The sequence below is a fragment of the Aliivibrio thorii genome (assembly GCF_057368585.1).
The window spans coordinates 432,876-455,882 of the sequence record NZ_CM170655.1; the positions used below are offsets into that span (position 1 = coordinate 432,876).

Below are 23,007 nucleotides of genomic sequence, written 5' to 3' on the forward strand. Positions count from 1 at the left end.
GCATTACCCACCATAGGGCTTTTTTTCATTACATGTTATTTACTTGGCATTGGTAGAATTTCAAACATGCCATCAAACTTATCTAGTGAGCCAGCCAGTTTCTCTAGCAGCGATGCATCGCCTTTCACACCCGCTTGACCAGATTTGAATAGTGCCTCTAGCGTTGTCTCACCAAGAACGACTTTTGTGAAATCTGCTTTGTTGATAATTAATTCAAAATCAACCTTTGGTAGCTTATCGACTTCAATGTTAGCCATATTCGCATTAGATACTTCACCGTAGTAACGCTCTCCAAGATCTGGGTGATAAACACCGAAGTTGAAGTCAAGACCTGCGGCTTCCGCTTTTGGTGCGTTCAAACTCACAGCAATAAAGTCTAAGAACATGCCCGTTGGAGTGTTCGCTATTACATCAGATGAAGCAAGCTTGATTGACTCTTGGATCTCACCAGTACGCAGTTCAACAGCGCCTTGCAAATAACTGTTACGCCACGCCATGGTTTCAGACTGGTAACCTTGCTGTTCAAAGCTGTCTGCGAGTGCGAAACGGTAGTCAATGTTATTCGGATTACATTGTACTAGGTCGTTAAACAGTTGAGACGATTCTTGATATTCACCAGCATTAAAGTGAGCCATACCCGCTTTATACAGTACGTCTGCACCTGCGGCATTCACGTACACACAAGATTGATCTTTAGTTTGCAATGGGTTGGTGTTCACAGGATTCATATCATGGTAGCCAAGGTACAGGTTTACCACTGCACGCGCATTGTGGCTGTATGAACCGTGGTAACCGTTGGTGTGCCAAGTATCGATTTGAGATCGTGGAACGATCTCCTCAATTTGACGGCCCACATCGTGAATAGTCACACCGTGATTGGCTAAGCGCATCGACTGGTTATGAATGAAACCATAGTTGTCACGCTGTAGCGTCATGTACTCAGAAATTTCGTTTACGTCAGTGTCTGCATCATTCCATACTGGTGCTGAGTGTGCCGCGTGAATATTGTCTACTAAGCCATTATCAACAAAGCGCATTTTTAATTCAGTTAGGTATTTAGTCCACACCAATGAATCACGAACTTTTGCCCCACGGAAAGTATAAATGTTGTGCATACCGTCGTAAGTAAGCTCAGCGGTATTCAATGAGCGATATTCTGGTACATACAACACAATCTCAGCAGGCGCTTCAGCCCCCGGCATGTTGATTGCATGGAAATCGAGTCCATCAATATTAATGACTTTTTCACGCTCTTGGATCTCAATCGTCGGTGCGACTAAAGTCACTTCACCACGCGATGCACCAAGGCCAAGTGCGTTATCTACAATGCCTTTGGTGTTGGTATCAAGGGTTGTGCCGTATTGGTAGTTTGCGCGACGACCCATTGCGGTGCCTGCGATGACATTCTCATCAGCCAGTTCTTTGATAAAGTCTTTTGGTGCGTAGATTTCAGCATCTTTTGCAAAATCACCTGATGCATAGACACCACGTGAACCGCCAAAATGGTCAGCGTGCATGTGTGAGTAGATCATGCCCGTAATTTTGTGCTCACCATTAATCGCAGGTAAGTGCTGTTTTGCGAATTCCCAAGAAGCGGCGGCGGCTTCGCGAGACAGAAGTGGATCGTGGATCACATAGCCATTATCTGTGCGGTAGATCGTCATGTTTGATAAGTCAGCACCGCGAATTTGATATACCCCATCCGTCACTTCGTATAGACCGCCTGCAGCGTAATTTAGCATTCCTTGACGCCAAATTGATGGGTTTACTGAGGGTGGTAAATCTTCAACAGACATATCAGCCATGTATTCAAAACGGTTCTTAAGCTCGCCTGCTTCGTGAGTACCAAACTCAGCAATAAGACCACGAGTAGTACGTTTAAACGCAGATGTGTCTTCCCAAGGAAGGAGCTTTGCCGCTGCGGTATTTGCATTTTCGGTAAACTTAGATGCCGCTTTTCCCTCGTAAGTATCAATAGATGCATAATCATTAGCTGTCGCGCCAAATGAAACCATAACAGAGAGTGAAAGAACTGAAAGAGTAAAACGAGTTTTCATAAGTAGCCTCTTTGGGAATTCGTATTGGTATGGTGCTAATTTAGCGTATTGACACATAGCAATACATGCATGAAACTGTATTTAACACATCACAAAATGTTATGTTTGAGGAAAGGATGGTTTCAAATATAGATCTAAACTTATTAAAAGTGTTTGTGGTGGTTTATCGCCACCAGTCAATTACCTTAGCCGCGGAAGAGATGGGATTAACTCAACCGGGAGTAAGCGGTTTACTTAAACGTTTGCAACAGCAGGTGGGAAGTCAGCTATTTATTCGATCAGGCCGAGGGATTATTCCAACGCAGCATGCTCAAGAATTAATTCGTCATGTTGAGCCTGCATTAGCTCAAATCAACAACGCATTAGAAGGGTTAGAGGGATTTTCGACCCAGTATCCACGCAAGTTCGTTATATACACCTCAGAACCTGTGATGTTAATGCTGTTACCTAAATTAGAAGCCGACAATAGCTTGGGTAATGTCACTATTGAATTGCAGCCAACCCACTCTAATGAAGAAGCCCTGATCCAAGCGCTCAATCAACATCAAGCCGATCTTGCTATCGAAGTATCTAACTATTCAACACACTCGTTTTTTACCGAGCCACTGTTTGAAGATAAGATCCGACTGATTGCACGAAAAGGACACCCTAGAATAGAAGGCAGTGTTACTCGTGAGCAGTTTTATGCTGAGAAACACATTACTTGGAAATTACGCCGTGAAGATACTTACATGGCAGATTATTTTACCGAGGAACGACTAAGTGAACGACAAGTAGCCGCAGAATGTACCTCTCTAGTGTCGCTTATGTCGATGGCTGCGGCGAGTGATTGCATTGCAATGGTGACCGAAAGTATCGCAACCGCATTTGCCGATAAGCTGGATATACAGGTGTTAGATTGCCCATTTACGTCCAAGCCGGTTCACTATCGCTTACTCACCCATAATCGAGAGCGACAAAGCCCGGCAAATATGTGGTTACGAGAAAAAATAAAGTCCTATTTTTGTTAAGCTCACTCTACCATCAACTAAAGTGAGCTAATCTGAAACGAATGATCTAGCTTGCTTGCGCTAACATATTGGTATCAGCCAATAAGCGCTTCCCCGCCTCATCAAACAAATGCAAGTGCTGCTTTGCAACGTTAAGCGTCAGAGATTCTTGAGTGGCAAAGTCTAACTCTGGCGTTAACGCGGTAAATGTTTTGCCACCCACCAAGCCATGCACTAATTGGTTCGGGCCTAACGGTTCAACCGCTTGCACACTTAATGGAAAACTTAACCCTTCATTTACTGGCTCTAACAAGGCGTGTTCAGGTCTAATTCCAAGCTGTATTGTCAGAGCAGGTAAATGTGCGTATTCAGCCAGAAACACACTTTGCTGATCAAACTTAATCACCCCATTCACAATCTCGGCTTGATGAAAGTTCATCGCAGGGCTACCAATAAAGCTCGCTACAAAGGTACTTGCTGGTTGATGGTACACCTCTGATGGCGTGCCGATTTGCTCAATCTCGCCTTGGTTTAACACAATAATGCGATCCGCCAAGGTCATCGCCTCCACTTGATCATGAGTCACATACACACTGGTTACGCCTAACTCACGTTGTAGCTTTTTAATTTCTAAACGCATGTGGGCGCGCAGTGAAGCATCTAGATTAGATAATGGCTCATCAAACAAGAACAACTGCGGATCACGCACAATTGCACGTCCCATAGCAACACGTTGACGCTGCCCACCCGATAACTTTGCAGGCTTTCTGTCGAGATAATCTGCGATCTTGAGGGTTTCTGCCACTTTTTCAATTTTTGCAGCAATGGTTTGCTTATCAACACCACGGTTTTTTAGCCCATAAGCCAAGTTGTCATACACCGTCATGTGTGGGTATAGCGCGTAGTTTTGAAACACCATTGCAATATCACGGCTGGCTGGTTTTTCAGTATCAATTCGACGATGATTTAGCTCAATTTCACCACCAGTGATCGACTCTAACCCTGCGATAGAGCGCAAGATGGATGACTTACCACAGCCCGATGGACCAACCAATACAATGAACTCGCCTTGTTTAATATCAACAGAAACGCCCTTTACCGCTTGGTGGCCATTGTCGTAAGTTTTTACTAAATTTTTAAGTGCTAACATCGTTCTATCTCTTCACAAATTGGGTATTGGCAATGCGGTTTCATCACCGCATCTGCACGGTTATTTCTCTGTTTCAACAAGGCCTTTCACAAACCAACGCTGAAAAATAATAACCACTAAAATCGGTGGCAACATGGCGAAGATAACCAGAGCAAAGGCTTGGTCGTAACGCGGTTGACTGCTTTGACTTATGTCACTCAATAACTGTTTCACGTCCATGACGATGGTGTTGTAACTCTCATCAGTAGTCATCATGATTGGCCATAAATATTGGTTCCAACCCACCACAAACATAATGATGAAAATCGCAGCGATCATCGTTTTGGATAGCGGCAATAAAATATCGATAAAAAAGCGGATTGGTCCGGCGTTATCAAGTTGCGCCGCCTCCACCAATTCATTGGGAATGGTTCTAAAAAATTGACGAAAGAAAAACGTCGCCGTTGCTGAAGCGATTAAAGGTAAAATGAGCCCAGAAAAACTGTTCAACATCCCTAAGTTCGCAACCACCTCATAAGAAGGAATGATACGAACTTCTAATGGCAACAATAGCGTGACAAATATCAGCCAAAACCACAGCGAAGCAAAAGGCATACGAAAATAGACCAAGGCATAAGCTGCCATCATCGAAATAATGATCTTGCCAATTGCAAAGCCAAGTCCCATCACCATTGAGTTAATGATCATCGATTTTGCATTCACATCCGTACTAAAGCCGATGCTCTTGTCCCACACTTCACCGTAAACCTCAAAAAGGTTACCGCCCGGCCACCACTGCAATCCATCACTAATAATGGTGTTTGGGTTGTGGGTAGAACTGGCGAAAATTAGCCAAATAGGGATGATCATAAAAAGCGCCCCTGCTATTAGGATCACATGATCGAACCATTGATTCTGTTTCATAAAAAAATTCTCATCATTGCTGTGTACCAATACATCTCTTTGAATTAATAGTGCACACGCTTTTCAATAAACTTAAATTGCACCCAAGTCAGCATTAAGACTAAAACCAGTAACACCACCGATTGCGCCGCACTGCCTCCAATGTCTGTTCCGATAAAGCCATCACGATAAATTTTATAAACCAATGAGGTTGTACCCCCACCCGGACCGCCCGATGTTAAGGTGTCGATAACGCCGAAGGTTTCAAAAAAGGCATAGGTTAAGTTAATGACTAATAAGAAAAAGCCTGTAGGAGCAAGCAGCGGAAAAGTAATAGTCCAGAATCGACGGCGATCACTCTCACAATCCAACATTGCCGCCTCGTTCACCGCATAGGAAATAGACTGTAGCCCTGCAAGAAAGTAGATAAAGTTAACCGAGACTTGCTTCCACACCGAGACCAAAACCAAGGTTAGCGTCGCATCAAAAGGACTGGTGTATAAACTAAAATCCCAACCAAGACTGGCAAAAATATCGGTAAAAACACCAATATGAGGATTGAAAATAAAGCCACCCATAATACCAGCCACCGCAGGAGCAACCGCATACACCCAAGTGAGCGTGATTTTATAAGCACTCTTACCATGCAAAATATTATTGGCTTTCACCGCCAGTAAAAGCGCGATGGCTAATGATAGAAATGACACAACAATGGCAAAGCCAACCGTAAAAAAGATCGATCTTAAATACTCTGCCGAGCTAAAAATAATGCTGTAATTCTCTAAACCGACAAAGGTTGATGACAACCCCCAAGGGTCTTCTAGCATAAAGGAGAGATAAACCGCTTCGGCTGCGGGATAGAAAAAGAACACTGCAATAATGGCGATTTGTGGCACTAAAAGCGCATAAGGCAACGCCGAGTGGGTAAATTGTTGTCGTTGTTCCACTGTTATAACCTACTACATTAAAAAGAAAAAAATCACTGTGACTAACCGAAATCAACCACAGTGAATCCTTGTTATTGCACCGAACGTGCGAAACGGTTTAACATTACTTTGCTTTCTTTATCGATATTGGCGAGTGCTTTTTCTACCGTAATTCGGTCTGCAAATACGTTATCAAACTCTCTATGCATTACCTCTTGGATTTGTGAGTAAAAACCTAAACGGTAACCACGCGTCCACTCGCCACCCGGTAAGCTCAACTGCTTTACGCCCACTTCTGCATCGGGCTGTTCTTGATAGTAGCCAGATTGTTTTGTCATGTCGTAAGCCGCTTTGGTAACCGTCACATAACCGGTCGATTTATGCCAAAACATTTGTGTCTCAGGACTTGTTAAGAAATTAAAGAAAGCAGCAACGGCTTGCTCTTCTTCTTTTGGCTTACCATCAATGGCAAATAACGCAGCGCCACCAATAAAGGTACGGCCTGCCTCTTTATTGACTGATTTCCAATATGGTAGATAGGTTGTACCTAACTCAAAATCAACACGGTTACGTAACCCACCAAACGAGCCTGATGAGCCTAACCACATTGCTACTTTTTGTTGCTCAAACGGCTGTTGGTTTGCATCCCAATCGGAGCCGTAATACTTGTAGTACCCTTTGTCTGACCACTCTTTTAGCTTGTTAAAGTGCATTGCCATATCTGGCGTATTAATCATGATGTTGGTCGCTGGCGCATCAAAGCCATTGTTTTTGTTAGCAACGGGAAGGTTATGGCGAGACTTGAAGTTTTCGAACATGATCCAAGGCGTTAAAGATTGTGAGAAAGTAGCGTAGCCTTGTGCTTTTAATTTTTTCGCGACTTGTTCTAGCTCTTCATAGGTTTTAGGCGCCTCTACCCCTGCTTTTGCAAGAATGTCTTTATTGTAATAAAGCACAGGCGTTGAGCTGTTGAATGGCATGCCAACCATTTTTCCATTGCTGTCTGCGTAGAAGTTACGAACCCCTGCAATGTAGTCTTTGTTATTAAATGAATAGCCAGATTGAACGAGAATATCTTCGACAGGTTTTGCAACCCCTGGGGCATTGATAATGGTTGCGGCACCCACATCGGCCACTTGCAGAATGTTCGGCGCTTGGTCGGCACGATAAGCGGCAATGCCTGCGGTAAGTGTCTCTACGTATGAGCCTTTAAACACTGGGGTAATTTTGTATTCATCTTGTGAAGCATTAAAATCACGAGCAATAGTATTGACTGTTTCGCCTAGCTGACCACTCATTGCATGCCACCAAGTAATGTTGGTTTCAGCCATGGCTGTCGTTGAAAGTAATGACGCTAGAACACCTGTTATCAATTGCTTTTTCATCTTATTCCCTAATGATTTAGTATGAGTAACCGTTAATTTGATGCTCATAGTAGGGATTGAAGATGACAGTTATGCTTCAGTTTTATTGTGTTCTTGTGATGATTTTGGAGTAATCTTGTTTGGCTAGTATTAACTTTAACTACAACGCGTTATTTATACTTTGTTAACTTTTCGTCTTTTTCAGATAACGATCTATGATCGTTTTATCGTCTCATTCTGTTGTGTGATGATCGCTTTAAGTTGAGATAATTCATCTGTTACCACACTCACTTTATGCACTGTGCTCTGCAGTGTGGTTAACGAAGCTTGTAATCCATGACGCTCTTGGTTCGCACTTCGTAAATCTGCATCCATTACTTTCTTTTGTTCAACAATTAACGACTCTTGTCTTGATTCAGGCTTGGTGATCTCTTTGGCATTTGGCACCAATTCACTATTGAGTACGCATAATTCGCTATACTTCACACTTATCGGACGCAAATTATTTTTATCCAATACCTGTCAAAGTAAAGCGTTTTATATGTTCATTAGAGGTGGTACGCCTACCACCCAACGTGGAAATAATAACGGCGAACAAGACCAAATAAGACAGATTAACTGAACCAAGCTTACGCCCAACCATACTCTCAGTCTTAAAGCGGTTATCTAGTGCAATTTGGATAATGACCATCTCCCAATTCTTGCCATCCATTTTTAGTGTATTGAAATATAACTCTTTCGTTTTCGTTCCCATGGCACCATCGACGATCCATAGTTGCTATTATTATTTCACCAACTTCTGGATTAGGGGAAATATTATAAATATACTCATTTTCCTTTTTTATACAGTGAGATATCCATTCATTAATTTGATCGATGTTATTTTGAACCGGAGAAATAACTCGTTGCCAGCGAGTATCATAGCCGTTAGCATCTAGTGCTTTATAATTATTACCTGAATTAACTTCAATGATTTGACCAACAACTGGATTTGGGCAAAGAGCATAAATATGATCACGCCATGCTTGTTTATTACCAAAAGTATAACCAGATGGCGTTGGTTCCCAAGTTCCATCGTCTGTGATAATGTTCATTTTAAAAATCCAATATTTATCGATATGATAATTGTTAAAAACTGCTTTTGTGAATTCTACGCTATATGGAGATTCGTGCCTACTTCTGCGAAAAACTTAATGGTTATGCTTAACTCGTTTAACGTAACACCGCACGGCTAGAGCATTATAAGGCCATTTATGTTTAAAAATAACTCAAAGGAACAAAGGCGTTTGAGTGATTACAAAGCAACGATGTAATCTCAAAAATCCTTAAATTAGCGAATAAGAACTTAGAAAGTTCGACTTTCTTTACCGCTCAAAGTGTTGAACGGAAATAGTTTTTTCGTAATGCTTTTCCCGTGCGAAACACCGTTGTACGCCCCTAATCACCTTTTAGATAGCTAGTGCAATTTTAACCATCGCGCTAGCAATCCATAACTCTCTTTTTCATACTAAATCTAATCCAATATAGGAGGGCAGTTTCTTTTTTATGCGCGTGGATTAGATCTTACACAGTCAATCCTGCCAACCTAACAAAAAAATCGATTATCATTTACAGAAAATCAACTTATGCAATTAACATTGTTATCACTATCACCAACCTCATGTTACTGTACTGATAGACAACCTTACAGATCACCTTCCTTATCATTAGATAAATATAAATTTAGTTTAAGTTCCCTAATTGATAAGTTTAAAACCTCAGGTGAAATAATTCCTCTTTCCATATCAATCAACTCAAGAATTGATAATTCAGTCATGTTCTTGATGTCATCTGTTATAGTTAGAACAGTATCATCCCAATCATTCCCAGATATTTTTAAGGCATATAACCAATCCATCTTATACAGCAACTCATCGAAGCCGATCAGATTATTTTCAATCTCAAGGACTTCCAATTTCGTCAATTTCAAAAATTGCTTAGGTAATAAATATGGTTGTGTAAACGGGTGTCGATATGGAAATTTAATCTTCAGTTTAATTAATGCTTGAATATCTTCATCAGACCGAGGGAAATTATAGATCTCATTTTCATCGGCCCATTGAACCAAATCAATACACCAGTCTATAGTTAAAGGATTCTCGCCCCTGACCAGAAGAATATCACCTCTACTGATGTATGAATCTTTACCAATATCAGCGAAATTTCCACATGAATCCCATTCAATTTTATCGTTATATCGAATAGATTGCTCGTGATAATCGGTGGAGCCAATATTGCCAATAATTCCCATCTTATGATCATGGCATGACCAGAGTTTAGATTTTTCACGACCTTTGAAATCAGCACTGAACTCATACTGAAAGAAGGAAACCTTATGCCTGAACTCTAACCATTTCAACTGACTTAATTCAAAGATAGTTGGCAATCGCCATCCATCCTCCTGATGATGACTGACAAGTTTTTTCACCTGACTAAAGCATTCAATATTTCGATCTGGCAAAATCTTCCATTCAAGGCCATTTTGTTGATAAATAAACTCACTTTTATCATGATATAATTCGCCAGAATCTTCAGCCTGTTCAATAGATCCATTTGATAGATTTTGGTCAGGTGAATGAGACCAAATATAGCATTCATCAAGAGAGGTAAGTTCACCAGCATATAGCCATGAGGTGCCTTGTATCTTTCCTTTCTTGATCCCTTTAATGAAAGTAATAGCATCAGTAAAATTAGGGAAATCAATTTTTTTCATATTATTATAGTGCAGTTATACAACGTTAATTTTACTATACTATGAATATTTGTAAGTGGTAAATATACCCACGCTCATTGAAGGTATGTAATTTCCAGAAAATATGACATGCTATGCACTGTGTAGATAGAGCTAACCCTTGAGAAAAAGCTACGATTCTAACAGATACGTGATAGTCGAGTCTCTTATGGTTCACGCATAGCAACATTAGCACTGCATTGCTAATTACGAGAATTGAATGTTTACAAGTCATTTCTCGTCATCTTAGACATCACATCCAACATATCAGATTCCCCAAAGAAGCCGAACAGGGCATATGTTTGTCGCATCCTACATGTTCTTTAAGAAACGCTGAATAAAGTGTATTTGATACACTTGTTTAACAACCTTCTTTATCTTCACTCGATATAACGCTGGATTTCAAACCTATTCATGACAGATACCCTTTTAATTGTGACACTTTCTGGAGAAAGGTGTCACAATTATGGCGTATTTATCCTTTAGTGACAATAAGAGTGTCACAGTAAAGTATCGGCATCTTTAGATTAACGCCCTAGAGGCTCACCTACTTATCTTTGATCCTCATAAAATTAGTTTCGGGGTAATAACCCTATTAAGATAGTATTTTCCTCAAAAATACGCATAATCTTGCTATACAACACTCAAAGAGAAATTACCTATGACTAACTTTCAATATTACTTTCACAAACTGCCTTGTTTTAACTGTAAAAAAACCAAAGTAAACACTGATCTTGGTTGGTTAACAGCAACAATGAAAGATGATGTCGTAGCCCAAGCGGCTGCAATTATCGAGCAAGAAGGCGTTGAAGCTGATCTTTCAGTAAACGTGACTTGTACTAAAGCTGAAGCTCGTGATTACTTATTGCTAAATTTCTACGGTTACTCTGAAGAAGAGCTAGAAGGTCAAATTGAAGCTGACGATGAGAAAGAAGTTGCAGATGAAATCGCTGAGTTACTAAAAGACGGTAACGAGGTAGCGGTATTTGAGCACGAAATCGCTCTACAAAGCTGTATGGATTGTGACGTTGAATAAGCGTTAATAAAGATCAACATACAAATTCTAGGCATTAGCAGAGTTAAATTTGCTAATGCCTTTTTTGTTTTGTCATTTTTAATTAAATCCAAACAACGATAATTTAAAACTACAGCATTAACTTAAAGCTTTTTAACTTTGAAACAAAACTTGGAAGTCTCTGTTTTTGCAAACAAATTAAAAACTCATCTTGGGTCATTGGTGGTTTTTCCAATGAGCTTCTTTGCTGTTGAGCAGCTTTAACACACGCACTATTATCTAATTCGAACATATCACACAGAAACTCATCAGGATGTATTGCAGATAATCCCAAAGGCTCAAGCTCCTTTGAAGGAAAATCCTTTAGATTAAAAGTAATAATAGACTCTGCTTGCCCTTTAATTGCAGCAGCAACAACATGCCTATCATCTACATCCGGCAAAGCAAGTCCATCAATTAAAGGTTCATATCCCTCAACCAAACAATCAGGAACATTTGCATTCATTAGTGTTTTAATTCTTTCAAGACTAGCAGGGTTAACATCAGGATTATTTATAAGTAGATTACGAATCCATTCATCATGTATCTGATCTGTCCACCGTGCTCTAAATAAACCAGTATTGGCTAAATACATTAGGTAACTACGAAGAGGAGCAGGATACATAACACACGCATCTAGTATTACTGTATATGATGACATTAATACCCCATATTCAGTTCTTGATCTAATGCTGATAGTTCCGCAAGTGAAGCAAGCCTACGCTCTTCTAAACGATCCTTATATTCCATAATATCGGCAAACGCGACTTTTCTACGATTACCTGTACGACTAAACGGAATTTCTTGCGAATCAAGAAGCTTAATAAATGTAGGGCGAGACATATTTAACATATCAGCCCCTTCTTGCGTGGTAAGTTCTGCATGAATAGATGTAATGCTAACAGAGTTACCTTGCCCTAATTGAGTTAGTACCTCTATCATCATATTTAATACGCTCGCAGGTATTGTGACTTCATGAGATTTACCTAATTTATCAACAACGTTGATCCTTTGAGCTTCCCCATTGGTTTCAATTACGGCTGATAACTCCTGACTACCAAGCTTAGCCAATGCTATTTCTTCTGCACTTGGCAACTTTATCGCTGCATTCATGTTTATTCTCTCTTATATTCATGTGTACAAATTGTACAATTGTTACAGTATCCGAAATATTCGAAAGAAAGTCAATATTCGAAATATTCGAAACAACACAAGTAAATGTGAAAATATGTTATTATCCCCTCAAACTGTAAGGACAATAATCATGAAGCTCATCCCCCTACTGAAACAGCCTAGAATCCACTGACTTATTTTAAATTAATGCCAACCCCATTATTTTTATATAAGTTAAAAGGTTTATTATGCAAGAAAAGCACTGGTCAAAGTTTCAGTTACTTCATGAAGTCGTAACCAACAAAAACATTCACATTAAAGGCACCCATAGCTATTACAGCGATTGCTGGGATAACGGATTTGAAGACTCTGTTGTTCGGTATTTACACGGAGATAAAATCAGCCGTCAATGGGAGCCAAGATGGGAAATCGATAAGCTTCATATTGGTGATTACGTCTGTATCGCCGCTGAAGTTATTATCTTAATGGGCGGAAACCATAACCACAGAACAGATTGGTTTTGTTTATACCCATTTATGGACTTTATCGACGACTCTTATGCGAGCAAAGGGGACACTCACATTCATGACGGCGCTTGGTTAGGCATGAGATCAATGATCATGCCCGGCGTAACGATTGGAGAAGGGGCCGTTATTGCCGCAAATAGTGTCGTCACCAAAGATGTTGAGCCATATAGCGTGGTTGCAGGCTCTCCAGCAAAACATGTGAAATATCGCTTTGAGCCTTCCGTGATAGAAGAGCTATTGTCTTTTAAAGTTTACGATTGGCCTACTGATAAATTCAATTCGCTCAAACCGCATTTATGCAGCCCTGATTTTGAACAACTAAAGCAAGCCATAGCATCTTACGACACGCTTAATTAGAGCATTACTATTAAATAACTCAAACGGTGCGGCAGTGTCGCACCGTTTCACCCCTCTAAATCAATCTCTCTAACAAAGGGAACGCAATAATAAGAGACAACACTAACGTCACCATTGATGGAACCGCGTCTTTCCAAGTATCAAATCGAAAATGAAAGAACATCGCCCCAATGGAAGTTAGCGTAATCAAACTAGCACCCATCGCACTTAGTACTGGGGTTGCTGTAAACATTCCCACTAACATCACAACAGCACCTGTGGCTTCAATAACACCCACAGCGAACATTGCCGCACGGTTAAGGCCATAACGATGAAAGAAAGCAAGTTGAGGTTCAAATATCGCCTTTACCCAACCAAACATTTTGACTGAGCTAACAAACAAGAAAAACGCGATTAATAACCCTTGGATAAATAACATGATGTAACTCCTCTATAAACAATAGAGCCATTAAAGCATTCCAATTGAGATAGAAGAATACTAGAATTAGGTTTATTACTATTCCAAATAGGAATGACTATGGATAAGTTTGATTGTTTAAACGTCTTTACTCGTGTTGCTAGATTAGGCACATTTACTGCTGCTGCGAACGAACTCAATACAACGCAAAGTGCGGTCAGTAAAAAGATTGCATGGCTTGAAAAACAAGTAGGCATTACCTTATTTCACCGCCATGCTCGTGCGATCAGCCTAACAACAGGTGGTAAACAATATTTACGTTTAGCACTGAAACTTATTGACGAAATGAACCTTGTTGAGTCTCAATTACGACAGGAACAAACCTCCATATCTGGCACTTTAAAGCTGTCTGTTCCTAGTGCTTTTAGTGTTCAAAAGCTCTCTGAGCCACTCAATGAATTCCTAAATTTACACCCAGAGCTTTCTGTTGATGTGTCGGTATCGGATAAGTTTGTTGATTTGGTTGAGAGCGACATAGACATTGCTATTCGAGCGGCCTACCTCAAAGACTCAGGGCTAAAAGCAAGATGGATAATGGATAATGAACTCACCTATTTTGCTTCTCCTGACTATTTAGAAAAACATTCTCCTATCGTAATTGCAGACGATTTAGCACAACACCAGTGCTTAACTTATTCGTTATCGACACCATCGAACCTATGGCGTTTCAATGATGGGGAAGAGACAAAAATTAAGATAAAAGAACAAGTACGAAGTGATAGCCCAGAGATGCTGGTTCAAATGGCAAAACTAGGACAAGGCGTAGCGGCAATGCCAAAATGGATGGTAGAACACGAATTAAAATCGGGCTCACTAACGCAGATATTAGAACAATATAAAACGGTAAAGTTACCTATGTATATGGTCTATAAAGATAGTGAGCACCAACCCCAACGCATTCGTGCTTTCATTGATTTTATTTCAAATTACTTTTCTTAGAAATAGAGACAGATTGCTTACCAAATACGTTAATGAGCGCACCAGTAACAATTAAACCACCACCGATATAAGTCCAGATAGATGGAATTTCATTAAATACCCAAACACCTAATAACGCAGAAAAGACAATCTGTACATAAGAGTAAGCAGATGCTTTACCCGCCGCTTGGGTTTGCATGGCTTTGGTCAATCCATATTGTCCAATTTGCGTAAAGATGCCGATTAAAATCAGGATCATGGTAAGGAACAGGCTTGGCCATACAAAGTTATTCCAAATCAGTACGCTTGAGATAGGTAACGCCACTAATGGGAAATAAAATATGATCACAGAGCTGTCTTCTGTTTGGCTGAGTTTTCTCACAATCACATAAGCTATCGAGCTTCCCAGAGCACCACATAACGCAAGTACAACACTAAAAATAGGTAATTCATTTGTACTACCACTGTTCATGCTTGGTTGGACCATAACAAACAATCCAACAAGACAAAAAGCTATACATATCATGGTTGATTTTTGAATGTGCTCTTTAAGAAACAAAACACCAAGTAATGCCGTAAATATAGGATGGACGTATTGTAAGATCGTCGCTTCCGCTAAAGGCAAGGTTGCCACAGCGTAGTAAACACACATAAGTGCAGCAGTACCTACCGCACCACGAGCAAGAAGTAAGGGTTTATTGTGTCCCCATATCGAAATGCCTTTTCGCTTCACATCTGCATAGCTAATAATCAGAGAAACTAACGCCCTTGCTGCTACTATTTCAAATACTGGAATGCCGTAATTACTCACGTATTTTACACACGCCGACATGAGCGCAAATCCAAGCGCAGAAAGAAACATAAACTTAACCCCTGTCGGGATCATTGAAAAAGAAAGAGTGGACATAAGGACAACTATCAAATTTAGGAGATAATGAATACTACCCTTTCTTCTACTACATCCCCAGAATAATCATACTAGTGAACATAATGAAATAGCCTTAGTCCCAACATTCGGAACTATCAAAAAATAGGGCATACTGACCAATTACATAATAATATAACTGCAGGCACGCATGAATTCGATAAATCTAAGCAGACCGTTTACGCTTACCAATGGTCAAATTATTAAAAATCGTCTGTTCAAATCAGCGATGAGTGAACAACTTGGCGATAAGCAGCATAACCCGACTTCTGGTTTAGCAACCCTATATCAACGTTGGGCTAAAGGTAGCATTGGTTTATCGATGACGGGTAATGTTATGGTGGATAGAACCGCTCTTGGTGAGCCTAAGAATGTGGTTTTAGATGAGCAGAGTGATCTTAGGTTATTTAGTGAATGGGCGAATGCCGGGAAACAAAATAACGCTCACATATGGATGCAACTTAACCATCCGGGTAAACAAATTCCAAAATTTTTGTGTGCCGATCCTGTATCTCCTTCAGCGATACCACTAGAGCGTGGATTAGAGAAAAGCTTTAATACTCCACGAGAACTCACTGATGATGAAATCCATGAGCTTATCAATAAGTTCGCCACCAGTGCCAAACTAGCAAAACAAACGGGCTTTACTGGCGTACAAATTCATGGTGCTCATGGCTACCTTATCAGTCAATTTTTATCATCGAGACACAACCAACGAAACGACAAATGGGGCGGCTCATTAGAAAACCGACTGCGTTTTGTTTTAGAAGTGTATCGTCCTATTCGTAAAGAAGTTGGTGATGATTTCCCGGTAGGGGTTAAGCTTAATAGTGCCGATTTTATGAAAGGTGGTTTTACTGAAGATGAATCAATGCAGGTTGTTCAAACTCTAAGTGATGACGGCATCGATTTGATTGAAATATCCGGCGGCACATACGAGAGTCCATCGATGATGGGAGCCAAAGATAAAAATAAACCAGTAAAAGAAAGCACTGTTAAACGTGAAGCTTACTTTATGGATTACATGGAGAAAGTAAGAAAACTGGTCAATACCCCTTTGGTTGTTACTGGTGGTTTTCGTACTGCCCCTGCAATGAATGAAGCCTTAAATACATCAGCAACTGACTTTATTGGTATTGCACGAACCATGGCGGTCGATCCTGATTTTCCTAATAAATTAATGGAAGACTCAAACTATGGAATGCCACTCGCAGAGCCAACAACAGGCAAACCTGTATTAGATAAAATGGCAATGGTTGGGCTTGTTTGGTATGAACACCAAATGTGGCGTATTGCCGATGGAAAAGAAGCCGATCCTCAGTTAAGTGCATTTGGTGTGGTAGTTAAAACCCTACTAAGTGCAGGCTGGTATGCATTTAAAAAGCGCAGAGCGTAAGTCGTGTTTTTATACAGGGAATGAACTACTCTCTTTAAGTGTGAGAGTGAATATACTAAGAGGTAAAAATGGATTTAAATCTGCTTAAAACATTTGATGCAGTAATGAAGTCAAAAAGTGTTAATGCAGCTGCGGAAGCACTAAACGTGACACCACCAGCGGTAAGTCACGCGTTAAACCGCTTACGAGATCAATACCAAGATGCCCTTTTTATCCGCCAAGGCAGAGGAATTACCCCCACTAGCTTTGCCTTAGAACTGCACAGTGAAATTCAAGGTCCTCTTAATCTTCTCATCAATGGTTCAAAATCTCGTTTGGAGTTTGAACCTGAACATAGCCAGCGCACCTTTCGTATCTCTAGTCATAAAGACATTGATTTACTGATAGTGCCAACATTAGTCAAATATAAAGAACAACACGCCCCGAATATAACCATCGCTGCCGATATCGAACATTTAAATGAACAAGATAGACAAGATGCTCTCCGTAACAGAAGTGTTGATGTTATCTTAGCGACCGTACCACTGACTGACCATGGTTATATTAATCACATTTTATTTGAACAAGAGCTAGTGGTAACAGCAAGTAAAAAACATCCGAGAGTAAAAGACATACTAACGATGGACGACTTCACGAATGAAAGCCACCTTGTATGGAAAACACAGCGATTAAATACCAATACACTTGATTCTTTGGTTATTGAAAACAACCTTCCAGCAAGAAAGGTGGCCTATAGAACGGGGTCTACCACCACGGCCTTAATGTTAGCCTCAGAAACAGACTGGCTATGTGTAACAAGTAAATGGCACGCCACTAAAGTTGCAGAAAGTTTTGGTTTGAATGTATTTCCTGTTCCTTTTGAAACCAATAAAGTCCCCGTTTATATGACGTGGCATCAAACCCAAAAAAACGATACTGGTCACCAGTGGCTGCGAGAAGCCATCATCAATTCAGTGCCTAAAAAGCAATAAACCGTTATTGTTATTCATCATTACCTCCTACAAAAAAGGCGAAACTATCATCATAGTCTCGCCTTTAAAATTAAGAGCTTACTTATTTACCCTTCAAATACCCAGTTTTCCCAACTTTGCATTCTAAGTATGACTTTACGTACAAGACTGAACATTTCCCATTTAGGTGAATACACTGCAACATGAGCATCAGTCCCCGAAGGGAGTGGCATTCCATCCATCAAAGATGGGTTATCAAGCTCTACTTTCACTAAAATTCTACCACCCTGACTAATGTTTTCAGGTGCTTGCATAACTCCAGATGGCGTAATCGCTCCTTGCGCGATGATATTATTTATCTGTACAACATGTGCTTTATACGCATGTCCAGGAATGGTATTAAAAGTAACCTCTGCAGGATAACCTTTCTTTATATATCGAGCAGGAGACTGCTTAAATGCGGCGAATAATTGTTTATCTTCTTTATGAACAAAGACAAGATTACCCTGAAAAGGAACGATTCTACTCTTCATCCCAGGTCTTAAAGCAACTTGCGTAACATAGCCATCAGTAGGAGCAATTACCCTTGTATGTTCTAAATTAAATTTCGCTAAATCAAGCTGTGTTAAGTATTTATTTTTATTTGCTTTTTGTTGTAATAATTGAGATTTGATATCATCAATATTTTCTTGAGAAGAGAACCCTTTCGTTCCTAATTTTTTATATCTAGCAAACTCGGCTTGGTAAAAGTCAATCGCTGAATCTGTACGTTTGATATCACTTTGCACTCTATTCACTTTATCTTGAAAAGGGGTTCTATCTATTTGATATAAAGGGTCCCCCGCTTTTAATTCTTGATTACCTTGAACAAATACTTTGGTTACCAAGCCTTCAACTTGCGAGGTAATCGGCGTAGTCACACTATAGAGTCTCGCCATACGAGATACAGGTTGGTACATCGCCATGTATAAAAATATCCAACCAACAAGGAACAGGCCAATGACAGAAGCCGTTGTAATCGTCCATTTATTTTTCGGAAGATTACAGACTTTAAAGATGATGATACATAAAGCGATGTAGCTTAATATGATGATTGTTTCCATCTTTTTACCCCTTAATATTCTTTTCTAATTCGTCAAGACGGGCAACTAAAGATGAATAATCTTCTGATGACACACTTTTTCTCTCGCCTAACCACTCTTTTTTCTCACCGCTATACATCGTTGCCCAAATCCACAGAAACGGCCACAAAACATGAAGAAAAAACAAGCTAACCCAGCCTGCCACGTGAATGGCCTCTGCGTGAGGATGATCTCGCTTAAGAGCCATCTCGTAAGGGATATCATGCACAATAATTAAGCCGAAAATAAGTATTAATAGAACGGTAAAAAGTATTCCTAATGAAGCGTAGTCTAAGAATAGGTTCATATTATTCCTCTAGAATTATTTGTTAATTACCTTCATTGAGGTCTTTGATTAATACCAATTTAATTAGATACTTACTGAAATTGGTATTATTAATGTCGTGTTAAGATTTAAATAGTAACGACTACAGCTATTGGTAGCTATTGATTAAACTTTAAATGTGGATTTAGTTCTGTTTAATTGAAGGGGTTATGAAAGAGAATGCACAATTAATCTAGATTTTACTCAGGCACAAAAAAGCCGAGTTCATCTCTCACTCGGCTTTAAATTTTTAATATGATATTAAAACATCACTCTCTTATTTGCCTTTCACTTTACTCTTCAAGTTCTGCATAAAGGTTTTAAAGTGCGGCATAAAATCAGCAAACAATTCATGTTTACGATTTGCCATCATAACCGGGCCTAGTAGACGTAACGCAACCCCAACTCTCGTTGCGACTTCTGGCTCTAAGCCACTCTTTTGCTTTAGCTTATCGACGATAGTAAATACATCTTCACGATCTTGAAATTCAAACGCCAATGTTTGAGCGGTTTCTTGCTCTGGTGTTATCTCTTCAATGGTCACTCGGTAACACTTATCTTTTCTGATTTTAGGGATCATAGTTCTACCTTCTAATAATCTAAATTGCATCATGATTAACAGCAAACCGATTTGAACTTCCTCTTGAAAGAATGCTCAATTAAGTTGATAATATCAACTATATATTTTTAGTTGATAAAGTCAGCCACTTTTAAAGGTGAGATTTTGATGTCAGAAAGAAAATCGTTAGATAGCTTGTTTACATTAGTACATACACTAAAGCGTAATTTGCATGATCAAATTGAAGAGTTAAACCTTGGTATCACTCCTATGCACGTACGAGTTATCAAGATCATTAACCACAAACCGCACTGCACAGCCGTTGATATTGCTAACTATTTAAGCCGTGATAAAGCGCAAGTCACGCGCCTTTTAAGCAGCTTATTAGCACAAGAACTCATCGTAAAAGAGCCAAACCCTGAAGATAAACGCAGCCAATGCCTTCGCATCACGGAAAGCGGCAAAGAGATTATGAAAAAAATATCAGAGATTGATAAAACTATGTTTGAAAAGATGTCGATGGATCTTTCAGAAGCTGAAATCGCTGAATTTAAACGTGTTGCAGAAAAAATGGCGAGCAACCTTAACGCTTAACGGCAAAACTGCGTTTAACGAATTAACTCTGGCTATAAATAAAATAACCCCGCTTATTTAAGTAGGGTTATTTTAACATTCAAAAATCCAGCCTATAACCTATCTCGTATCGCCGTATAATTTGGAAAAATTCGGTATATTTTTCTCCCAAACAGGGGAATCCTCTCCGATAATTGATTTTAAAACATCAATAAACAACTTGGTTTTAATAGATGCGTCTCTGTGTGGGTACACCGCATAAAAGGTGCCGAAATCTTCAATATTCAAATGCGTCATTATCGGGATAAGCTTACCTTCAATAATTTCATTCTCAATCATTTGGGCTGTTACCACTGCAAACGTATTACCTGCTACTGCGCTTTTTACTACCATCTCAACATCATTCACTTTATACGCGACATTCAAATGAAACTGCTGTTCAACCTTGTTTTCATCAAGGTAAGTAAATTTATCAATAAATAAACCGGGAGCCGCATAAATCGTCGCTGGCAGTGATTCTAATTTTTCAATCGTCTCTATTTTCCCATGCTGTTGAATGAAATCAGGTGACGCTACAATAAGTAAACGGCTTCTGGCAATCTTACGAGAGATCAAACTGGAGTTCTTTGGTTTGCCAATACGAAAGCCAATATCAAAACCCTCTTGCACAATATCCACCACTCTATCTTCTAATCTCAGCTCGCATTTCACATCTGGATACTGCTTCTGAAAAACAGAGATCGCATCTTGAACATACTGACGACCAAACATCATTGAACTCGTAATTCGTAATATCCCTCTTGGCTCTGAATGATAGTTCTGCGCTAAACGATGAGTGTTATTAAGTAAGTCACGTAACAGTTTTGCTTGGCTCACCATTTCATTACCTGCTGCTGTTAATGATAACGAGCGCGTGGTGCGGTTAAGTAAGCGGACACCTAACTCTTCTTCTAAACGACTGATCTGCTTTGAAATAACAGAGCGATCTAGGTTCTTTTGCTCGGCAACATTAGTAAAAGAGCCAAGTTCAGTGACTTCCAGCAATAAAAGTAAGCGATTAGAAAAGTTCATATGCGCCTCACGAGAATAAATAAAAACACCATTGGTGCAATATTAGCATCAATGTTATGCCAATAACGGTATTTTTCTCACCTAATGGATTGCTTATAGTTATCTCACTGACGGAAAGGGCGCCCTCTCAACGTAACCATATTTAACTAGCCAATAGGCGATTTAGAGGAAGTACATTATGAAAACATTATCAATCACTAATCAAAATGGTATCGCAACAGTTGCTATCAACAACCCACCAGTGAATGTATTAACCATTAATCTAATCAACGAAATTAATGAGTATGTGCTTTCATTAAAAGATGACCGAGATACTAAAGTGGTGGTGTTTAAATCACTGCATGAAACCTTCTTTTTAGCGCACCTTGATCTGAACGTGATTAATGGCACGCAAGGTGGTCAAGCAGCGTCAATTGAGTTCAACCACATGATCATGAACATCAAGGCAATGAAACAAGTGTCAGTTGCTTTGGTTGATGGCGTTGCTCGTGGGGGCGGTAATGAGTTTGTTATGGCGTGTGACCTTGCTTATGGCACTGAGAATGCAGCGTTTGCTCAACCAGAAGTTCACGTAAACATTCCTACTGGCGGACAAGGTGCGGTTCAGTTCGCAAGAAGAATGGGTAAAAACAAAGCATTACAAGCTCTTCTATTAGGTAACGATTTCACAGCACAACAAGCTGAGAACTTAAATATCATTACTCAATTTGTACCTAAAGCAGAAATGGATAACTTTTTAGCGATGAATTTAGGTGTGATTAGCACATTAGAAGTGCGTGATATTGTTATGTACAAAGAGAGCATTGCAGCATCAATTAAAGATGAAGACGCGGGTGCAGAGTTAGAGTTACGTTACTTTTTAGAGCGCGCTAAAGAGCAAAAAACAGCCGCTATTATCTCTGCATTTTTAAAACACGGCGGACAAACAGAGCGTGAAGCAAAAGACATTCAAGGTATTTTTGTTGATACGGCGGCTGAACTGTCTAAATAAGAGTAAATCACTCCATTATTAGCCGTCGTATTGGCGGCTAATTGTTGTTGACCACTGAAATAATACTGTGAAGGTAACTCATGAGATACGAAGGTGATATTTATCGTCCGCCGCCAGAGGCTGACGCTTATATTTTGCAATATACGATTGGTTGTTCTTACAATAGTTGCATAAAAATAACGAATAAGCTTAACCAACAGCGATAGCTTTAAATATGACTATTAAGACTGTAATTTAGAACAGTTATATAAAAAAAGTAAATAACGTAACCTCGATCTGGTTGAACACTTACATTTCAAGAGGATTACGCATGAATGATAATTTAAACGACTACTTGAAAGACTTAAAAATAGAATTAAGCCAAAAGGAAGTGGAAAATCTGGGATGGAATCACAGCAAATGGAGCATAAACACTTGGACTCTCGAGGTACTTCTTTTTGCCTTCTTTGTTAGTAACGGCATTTATCTCTTTTTTCTCGATGATCTTCAATATGGTAGTATTCTCTAACTTTTTATTTCCCTATCAAACGAT

The 23,007-nt window shown here is 39.7% G+C and carries 25 protein-coding genes; 9 read left to right on the forward strand and 16 right to left on the reverse strand.

Annotation, left to right across the window (positions count from 1 at the left end; all coding sequences use genetic code 11):
* Nucleotides 1–35 precede the first annotated feature (35 nt).
* Entirely contained in the window at nucleotides 36–2,057 is a 2,022-nt protein-coding gene (locus AC2IP4_RS16155; protein ID WP_486311134.1) for an alkyl/aryl-sulfatase, read from the reverse strand.
* 116 nt (nucleotides 2,058–2,173) lie between these two features.
* Here AC2IP4_RS16155 and AC2IP4_RS16160 point away from each other — a divergent pair, with 116 nt between their 5' ends.
* Complete coding sequence (locus AC2IP4_RS16160) at nucleotides 2,174–3,067, forward strand: LysR family transcriptional regulator (RefSeq protein WP_486311135.1); 894 nt, start codon at nucleotides 2,174–2,176, stop codon at nucleotides 3,065–3,067.
* A gap of 46 nt (nucleotides 3,068–3,113) precedes the next feature.
* On the opposite strand, the gene ugpC is transcribed toward AC2IP4_RS16160, so the two are convergent.
* From ugpC to AC2IP4_RS16195, 7 genes are all read right to left on the reverse strand, one after another.
* Complete coding sequence (gene ugpC, locus AC2IP4_RS16165) at nucleotides 3,114–4,196, reverse strand: sn-glycerol-3-phosphate ABC transporter ATP-binding protein UgpC (RefSeq protein WP_486311136.1); 1,083 nt, start codon at nucleotides 4,194–4,196, stop codon at nucleotides 3,114–3,116.
* A gap of 60 nt (nucleotides 4,197–4,256) precedes the next feature.
* Nucleotides 4,257–5,099 carry a sn-glycerol-3-phosphate ABC transporter permease UgpE gene (gene ugpE, locus AC2IP4_RS16170; protein ID WP_486311137.1) on the reverse strand — a complete coding sequence of 281 codons (843 nt, stop codon included), beginning with the start codon at nucleotides 5,097–5,099 and terminating at the stop codon, nucleotides 4,257–4,259.
* Between the two features lie 44 nt (nucleotides 5,100–5,143).
* Complete coding sequence (locus AC2IP4_RS16175; protein WP_130046799.1) at nucleotides 5,144–6,025, reverse strand: ABC transporter permease subunit; 882 nt, start codon at nucleotides 6,023–6,025, stop codon at nucleotides 5,144–5,146.
* Between the two features lie 71 nt (nucleotides 6,026–6,096).
* Nucleotides 6,097–7,389, reverse strand: a complete 1,293-nt coding sequence (locus AC2IP4_RS16180; RefSeq protein ID WP_130045982.1) for an extracellular solute-binding protein — start codon at nucleotides 7,387–7,389, stop codon at nucleotides 6,097–6,099.
* A gap of 192 nt (nucleotides 7,390–7,581) precedes the next feature.
* Nucleotides 7,582–7,815 (reverse strand): hypothetical protein, encoded by a 234-nt coding sequence (locus AC2IP4_RS16185; RefSeq protein ID WP_486311138.1) that lies wholly within the window; start codon nucleotides 7,813–7,815, stop codon nucleotides 7,582–7,584.
* Between the two features lie 215 nt (nucleotides 7,816–8,030).
* The gene (locus AC2IP4_RS16190) at nucleotides 8,031–8,462 is read right to left on the reverse strand and encodes a hypothetical protein (protein WP_486311139.1); all 432 of its coding nucleotides are present in this window, start codon (nucleotides 8,460–8,462) and stop codon (nucleotides 8,031–8,033) included.
* Between the two features lie 590 nt (nucleotides 8,463–9,052).
* A complete protein-coding gene (locus AC2IP4_RS16195; RefSeq protein ID WP_486311140.1) occupies nucleotides 9,053–10,120 on the reverse strand; it encodes a hypothetical protein in 1,068 nt (355 codons plus the stop codon).
* A gap of 679 nt (nucleotides 10,121–10,799) precedes the next feature.
* Between AC2IP4_RS16195 and AC2IP4_RS16200 the strand changes: the two genes are divergently transcribed.
* Nucleotides 10,800–11,174 (forward strand): hypothetical protein, encoded by a 375-nt coding sequence (locus AC2IP4_RS16200; protein ID WP_486311141.1) that lies wholly within the window; start codon nucleotides 10,800–10,802, stop codon nucleotides 11,172–11,174.
* A gap of 109 nt (nucleotides 11,175–11,283) precedes the next feature.
* Here AC2IP4_RS16200 and AC2IP4_RS16205 read toward each other — a convergent pair whose 3' ends face one another.
* Entirely contained in the window at nucleotides 11,284–11,853 is a 570-nt protein-coding gene (locus tag AC2IP4_RS16205; RefSeq protein WP_486311142.1) for a PIN domain-containing protein, read from the reverse strand.
* Complete coding sequence (locus AC2IP4_RS16210) at nucleotides 11,853–12,305, reverse strand: helix-turn-helix domain-containing protein (RefSeq protein WP_486311143.1); 453 nt, start codon at nucleotides 12,303–12,305, stop codon at nucleotides 11,853–11,855. The genes AC2IP4_RS16205 and AC2IP4_RS16210 overlap by 1 nt, the downstream gene beginning before the upstream one ends.
* 248 nt (nucleotides 12,306–12,553) lie before the next feature.
* Between AC2IP4_RS16210 and AC2IP4_RS16215 the strand changes: the two genes are divergently transcribed.
* Nucleotides 12,554–13,189: a CatB-related O-acetyltransferase gene (locus AC2IP4_RS16215; RefSeq protein WP_486311144.1), complete on the forward strand. Its 636-nt coding sequence runs from the start codon at nucleotides 12,554–12,556 to the stop codon at nucleotides 13,187–13,189.
* A gap of 55 nt (nucleotides 13,190–13,244) precedes the next feature.
* Here the strand turns inward: AC2IP4_RS16215 and AC2IP4_RS16220 are convergent, their stop codons facing one another.
* The gene (locus AC2IP4_RS16220) at nucleotides 13,245–13,607 is read right to left on the reverse strand and encodes a DoxX family protein (protein ID WP_486311145.1); all 363 of its coding nucleotides are present in this window, start codon (nucleotides 13,605–13,607) and stop codon (nucleotides 13,245–13,247) included.
* Nucleotides 13,608–13,706: 99 nt separating this feature from the next.
* Here AC2IP4_RS16220 and AC2IP4_RS16225 point away from each other — a divergent pair, with 99 nt between their 5' ends.
* Nucleotides 13,707–14,585 (forward strand): LysR family transcriptional regulator, encoded by an 879-nt coding sequence (locus tag AC2IP4_RS16225; RefSeq protein WP_486311146.1) that lies wholly within the window; start codon nucleotides 13,707–13,709, stop codon nucleotides 14,583–14,585.
* Here the strand turns inward: AC2IP4_RS16225 and AC2IP4_RS16230 are convergent.
* Nucleotides 14,563–15,471, reverse strand: a complete 909-nt coding sequence (locus tag AC2IP4_RS16230) for a DMT family transporter (protein WP_486311147.1) — start codon at nucleotides 15,469–15,471, stop codon at nucleotides 14,563–14,565. The genes AC2IP4_RS16225 and AC2IP4_RS16230 overlap by 23 nt on opposite strands.
* 169 nt (nucleotides 15,472–15,640) lie before the next feature.
* Between AC2IP4_RS16230 and AC2IP4_RS16235 the strand changes: the two genes are divergently transcribed.
* The gene (locus AC2IP4_RS16235) at nucleotides 15,641–16,885 is read left to right on the forward strand and encodes an NADH:flavin oxidoreductase/NADH oxidase family protein (protein WP_486311148.1); all 1,245 of its coding nucleotides are present in this window, start codon (nucleotides 15,641–15,643) and stop codon (nucleotides 16,883–16,885) included.
* 68 nt (nucleotides 16,886–16,953) lie between these two features.
* A complete protein-coding gene (locus AC2IP4_RS16240; RefSeq protein WP_375320091.1) occupies nucleotides 16,954–17,856 on the forward strand; it encodes a LysR family transcriptional regulator in 903 nt (300 codons plus the stop codon).
* Nucleotides 17,857–17,942: 86 nt separating this feature from the next.
* On the opposite strand, the gene AC2IP4_RS16245 is transcribed toward AC2IP4_RS16240, so the two are convergent.
* The 3 genes from AC2IP4_RS16245 to AC2IP4_RS16255 all read right to left on the reverse strand — a co-directional run bounded on the left by AC2IP4_RS16245 (nucleotide 17,943) and on the right by AC2IP4_RS16255 (nucleotide 19,861).
* Nucleotides 17,943–18,938: an HlyD family secretion protein gene (locus AC2IP4_RS16245; protein ID WP_375320090.1), complete on the reverse strand. Its 996-nt coding sequence runs from the start codon at nucleotides 18,936–18,938 to the stop codon at nucleotides 17,943–17,945.
* A 4-nt stretch (nucleotides 18,939–18,942) separates the two neighbouring features.
* Entirely contained in the window at nucleotides 18,943–19,263 is a 321-nt protein-coding gene (locus tag AC2IP4_RS16250; RefSeq protein WP_375320089.1) for a DUF3302 domain-containing protein, read from the reverse strand.
* A 295-nt stretch (nucleotides 19,264–19,558) separates the two neighbouring features.
* A complete protein-coding gene (locus AC2IP4_RS16255; protein ID WP_375320088.1) occupies nucleotides 19,559–19,861 on the reverse strand; it encodes a DUF3861 domain-containing protein in 303 nt (100 codons plus the stop codon).
* A 147-nt stretch (nucleotides 19,862–20,008) separates the two neighbouring features.
* Between AC2IP4_RS16255 and AC2IP4_RS16260 the strand changes: the two genes are divergently transcribed.
* A complete protein-coding gene (locus tag AC2IP4_RS16260) occupies nucleotides 20,009–20,434 on the forward strand; it encodes a MarR family winged helix-turn-helix transcriptional regulator (protein WP_375320087.1) in 426 nt (141 codons plus the stop codon).
* A gap of 99 nt (nucleotides 20,435–20,533) precedes the next feature.
* Here AC2IP4_RS16260 and AC2IP4_RS16265 read toward each other — a convergent pair whose 3' ends face one another.
* On the reverse strand, nucleotides 20,534–21,484 hold the full coding sequence (locus AC2IP4_RS16265; RefSeq protein WP_375320086.1) for a LysR family transcriptional regulator: 951 nt from the start codon (nucleotides 21,482–21,484) through the stop codon (nucleotides 20,534–20,536).
* Nucleotides 21,485–21,662: 178 nt separating this feature from the next.
* Here AC2IP4_RS16265 and AC2IP4_RS16270 point away from each other — a divergent pair, with 178 nt between their 5' ends.
* Nucleotides 21,663–22,475 (forward strand): enoyl-CoA hydratase/isomerase family protein, encoded by an 813-nt coding sequence (locus AC2IP4_RS16270; RefSeq protein WP_486311149.1) that lies wholly within the window; start codon nucleotides 21,663–21,665, stop codon nucleotides 22,473–22,475.
* A 310-nt stretch (nucleotides 22,476–22,785) separates the two neighbouring features.
* A complete protein-coding gene (locus AC2IP4_RS16275; RefSeq protein WP_375320084.1) occupies nucleotides 22,786–22,983 on the forward strand; it encodes a hypothetical protein in 198 nt (65 codons plus the stop codon).
* Nucleotides 22,984–23,007 lie beyond the last annotated feature (24 nt).

Excerpts from the sequence above, each read along its gene's own strand:
- AC2IP4_RS16155 (WP_486311134.1), bottom strand. The coding sequence starts at position 2,057 with ATGAAAACTCGTTTTACTCTTTCAGTTCTTTCACTCTCTGTTATGGTT.
- AC2IP4_RS16160 (WP_486311135.1), top strand. The coding sequence starts at position 2,174 with ATGGTTTCAAATATAGATCTAAACTTATTAAAAGTGTTTGTGGTGGTT.
- ugpC (WP_486311136.1), bottom strand. The coding sequence starts at position 4,196 with ATGTTAGCACTTAAAAATTTAGTAAAAACTTACGACAATGGCCACCAA.
- ugpE (WP_486311137.1), bottom strand. The coding sequence starts at position 5,099 with ATGAAACAGAATCAATGGTTCGATCATGTGATCCTAATAGCAGGGGCG.
- AC2IP4_RS16180 (WP_130045982.1), bottom strand. The coding sequence starts at position 7,389 with ATGAAAAAGCAATTGATAACAGGTGTTCTAGCGTCATTACTTTCAACG.
- AC2IP4_RS16190 (WP_486311139.1), bottom strand. The coding sequence starts at position 8,462 with ATGAACATTATCACAGACGATGGAACTTGGGAACCAACGCCATCTGGT.
- AC2IP4_RS16195 (WP_486311140.1), bottom strand. The coding sequence starts at position 10,120 with ATGAAAAAAATTGATTTCCCTAATTTTACTGATGCTATTACTTTCATT.
- AC2IP4_RS16200 (WP_486311141.1), top strand. The coding sequence starts at position 10,800 with ATGACTAACTTTCAATATTACTTTCACAAACTGCCTTGTTTTAACTGT.
- AC2IP4_RS16205 (WP_486311142.1), bottom strand. The coding sequence starts at position 11,853 with ATGTCATCATATACAGTAATACTAGATGCGTGTGTTATGTATCCTGCT.
- AC2IP4_RS16210 (WP_486311143.1), bottom strand. The coding sequence starts at position 12,305 with ATGAATGCAGCGATAAAGTTGCCAAGTGCAGAAGAAATAGCATTGGCT.
- AC2IP4_RS16215 (WP_486311144.1), top strand. The coding sequence starts at position 12,554 with ATGCAAGAAAAGCACTGGTCAAAGTTTCAGTTACTTCATGAAGTCGTA.
- AC2IP4_RS16220 (WP_486311145.1), bottom strand. The coding sequence starts at position 13,607 with ATGTTATTTATCCAAGGGTTATTAATCGCGTTTTTCTTGTTTGTTAGC.
- AC2IP4_RS16225 (WP_486311146.1), top strand. The coding sequence starts at position 13,707 with ATGGATAAGTTTGATTGTTTAAACGTCTTTACTCGTGTTGCTAGATTA.
- AC2IP4_RS16230 (WP_486311147.1), bottom strand. The coding sequence starts at position 15,471 with ATGTCCACTCTTTCTTTTTCAATGATCCCGACAGGGGTTAAGTTTATG.
- AC2IP4_RS16235 (WP_486311148.1), top strand. The coding sequence starts at position 15,641 with ATGAATTCGATAAATCTAAGCAGACCGTTTACGCTTACCAATGGTCAA.
- AC2IP4_RS16240 (WP_375320091.1), top strand. The coding sequence starts at position 16,954 with ATGGATTTAAATCTGCTTAAAACATTTGATGCAGTAATGAAGTCAAAA.
- AC2IP4_RS16245 (WP_375320090.1), bottom strand. The coding sequence starts at position 18,938 with ATGGAAACAATCATCATATTAAGCTACATCGCTTTATGTATCATCATC.
- AC2IP4_RS16250 (WP_375320089.1), bottom strand. The coding sequence starts at position 19,263 with ATGAACCTATTCTTAGACTACGCTTCATTAGGAATACTTTTTACCGTT.
- AC2IP4_RS16255 (WP_375320088.1), bottom strand. The coding sequence starts at position 19,861 with ATGATCCCTAAAATCAGAAAAGATAAGTGTTACCGAGTGACCATTGAA.
- AC2IP4_RS16260 (WP_375320087.1), top strand. The coding sequence starts at position 20,009 with ATGTCAGAAAGAAAATCGTTAGATAGCTTGTTTACATTAGTACATACA.
- AC2IP4_RS16265 (WP_375320086.1), bottom strand. The coding sequence starts at position 21,484 with ATGAACTTTTCTAATCGCTTACTTTTATTGCTGGAAGTCACTGAACTT.
- AC2IP4_RS16270 (WP_486311149.1), top strand. The coding sequence starts at position 21,663 with ATGAAAACATTATCAATCACTAATCAAAATGGTATCGCAACAGTTGCT.
- AC2IP4_RS16275 (WP_375320084.1), top strand. The coding sequence starts at position 22,786 with ATGAATGATAATTTAAACGACTACTTGAAAGACTTAAAAATAGAATTA.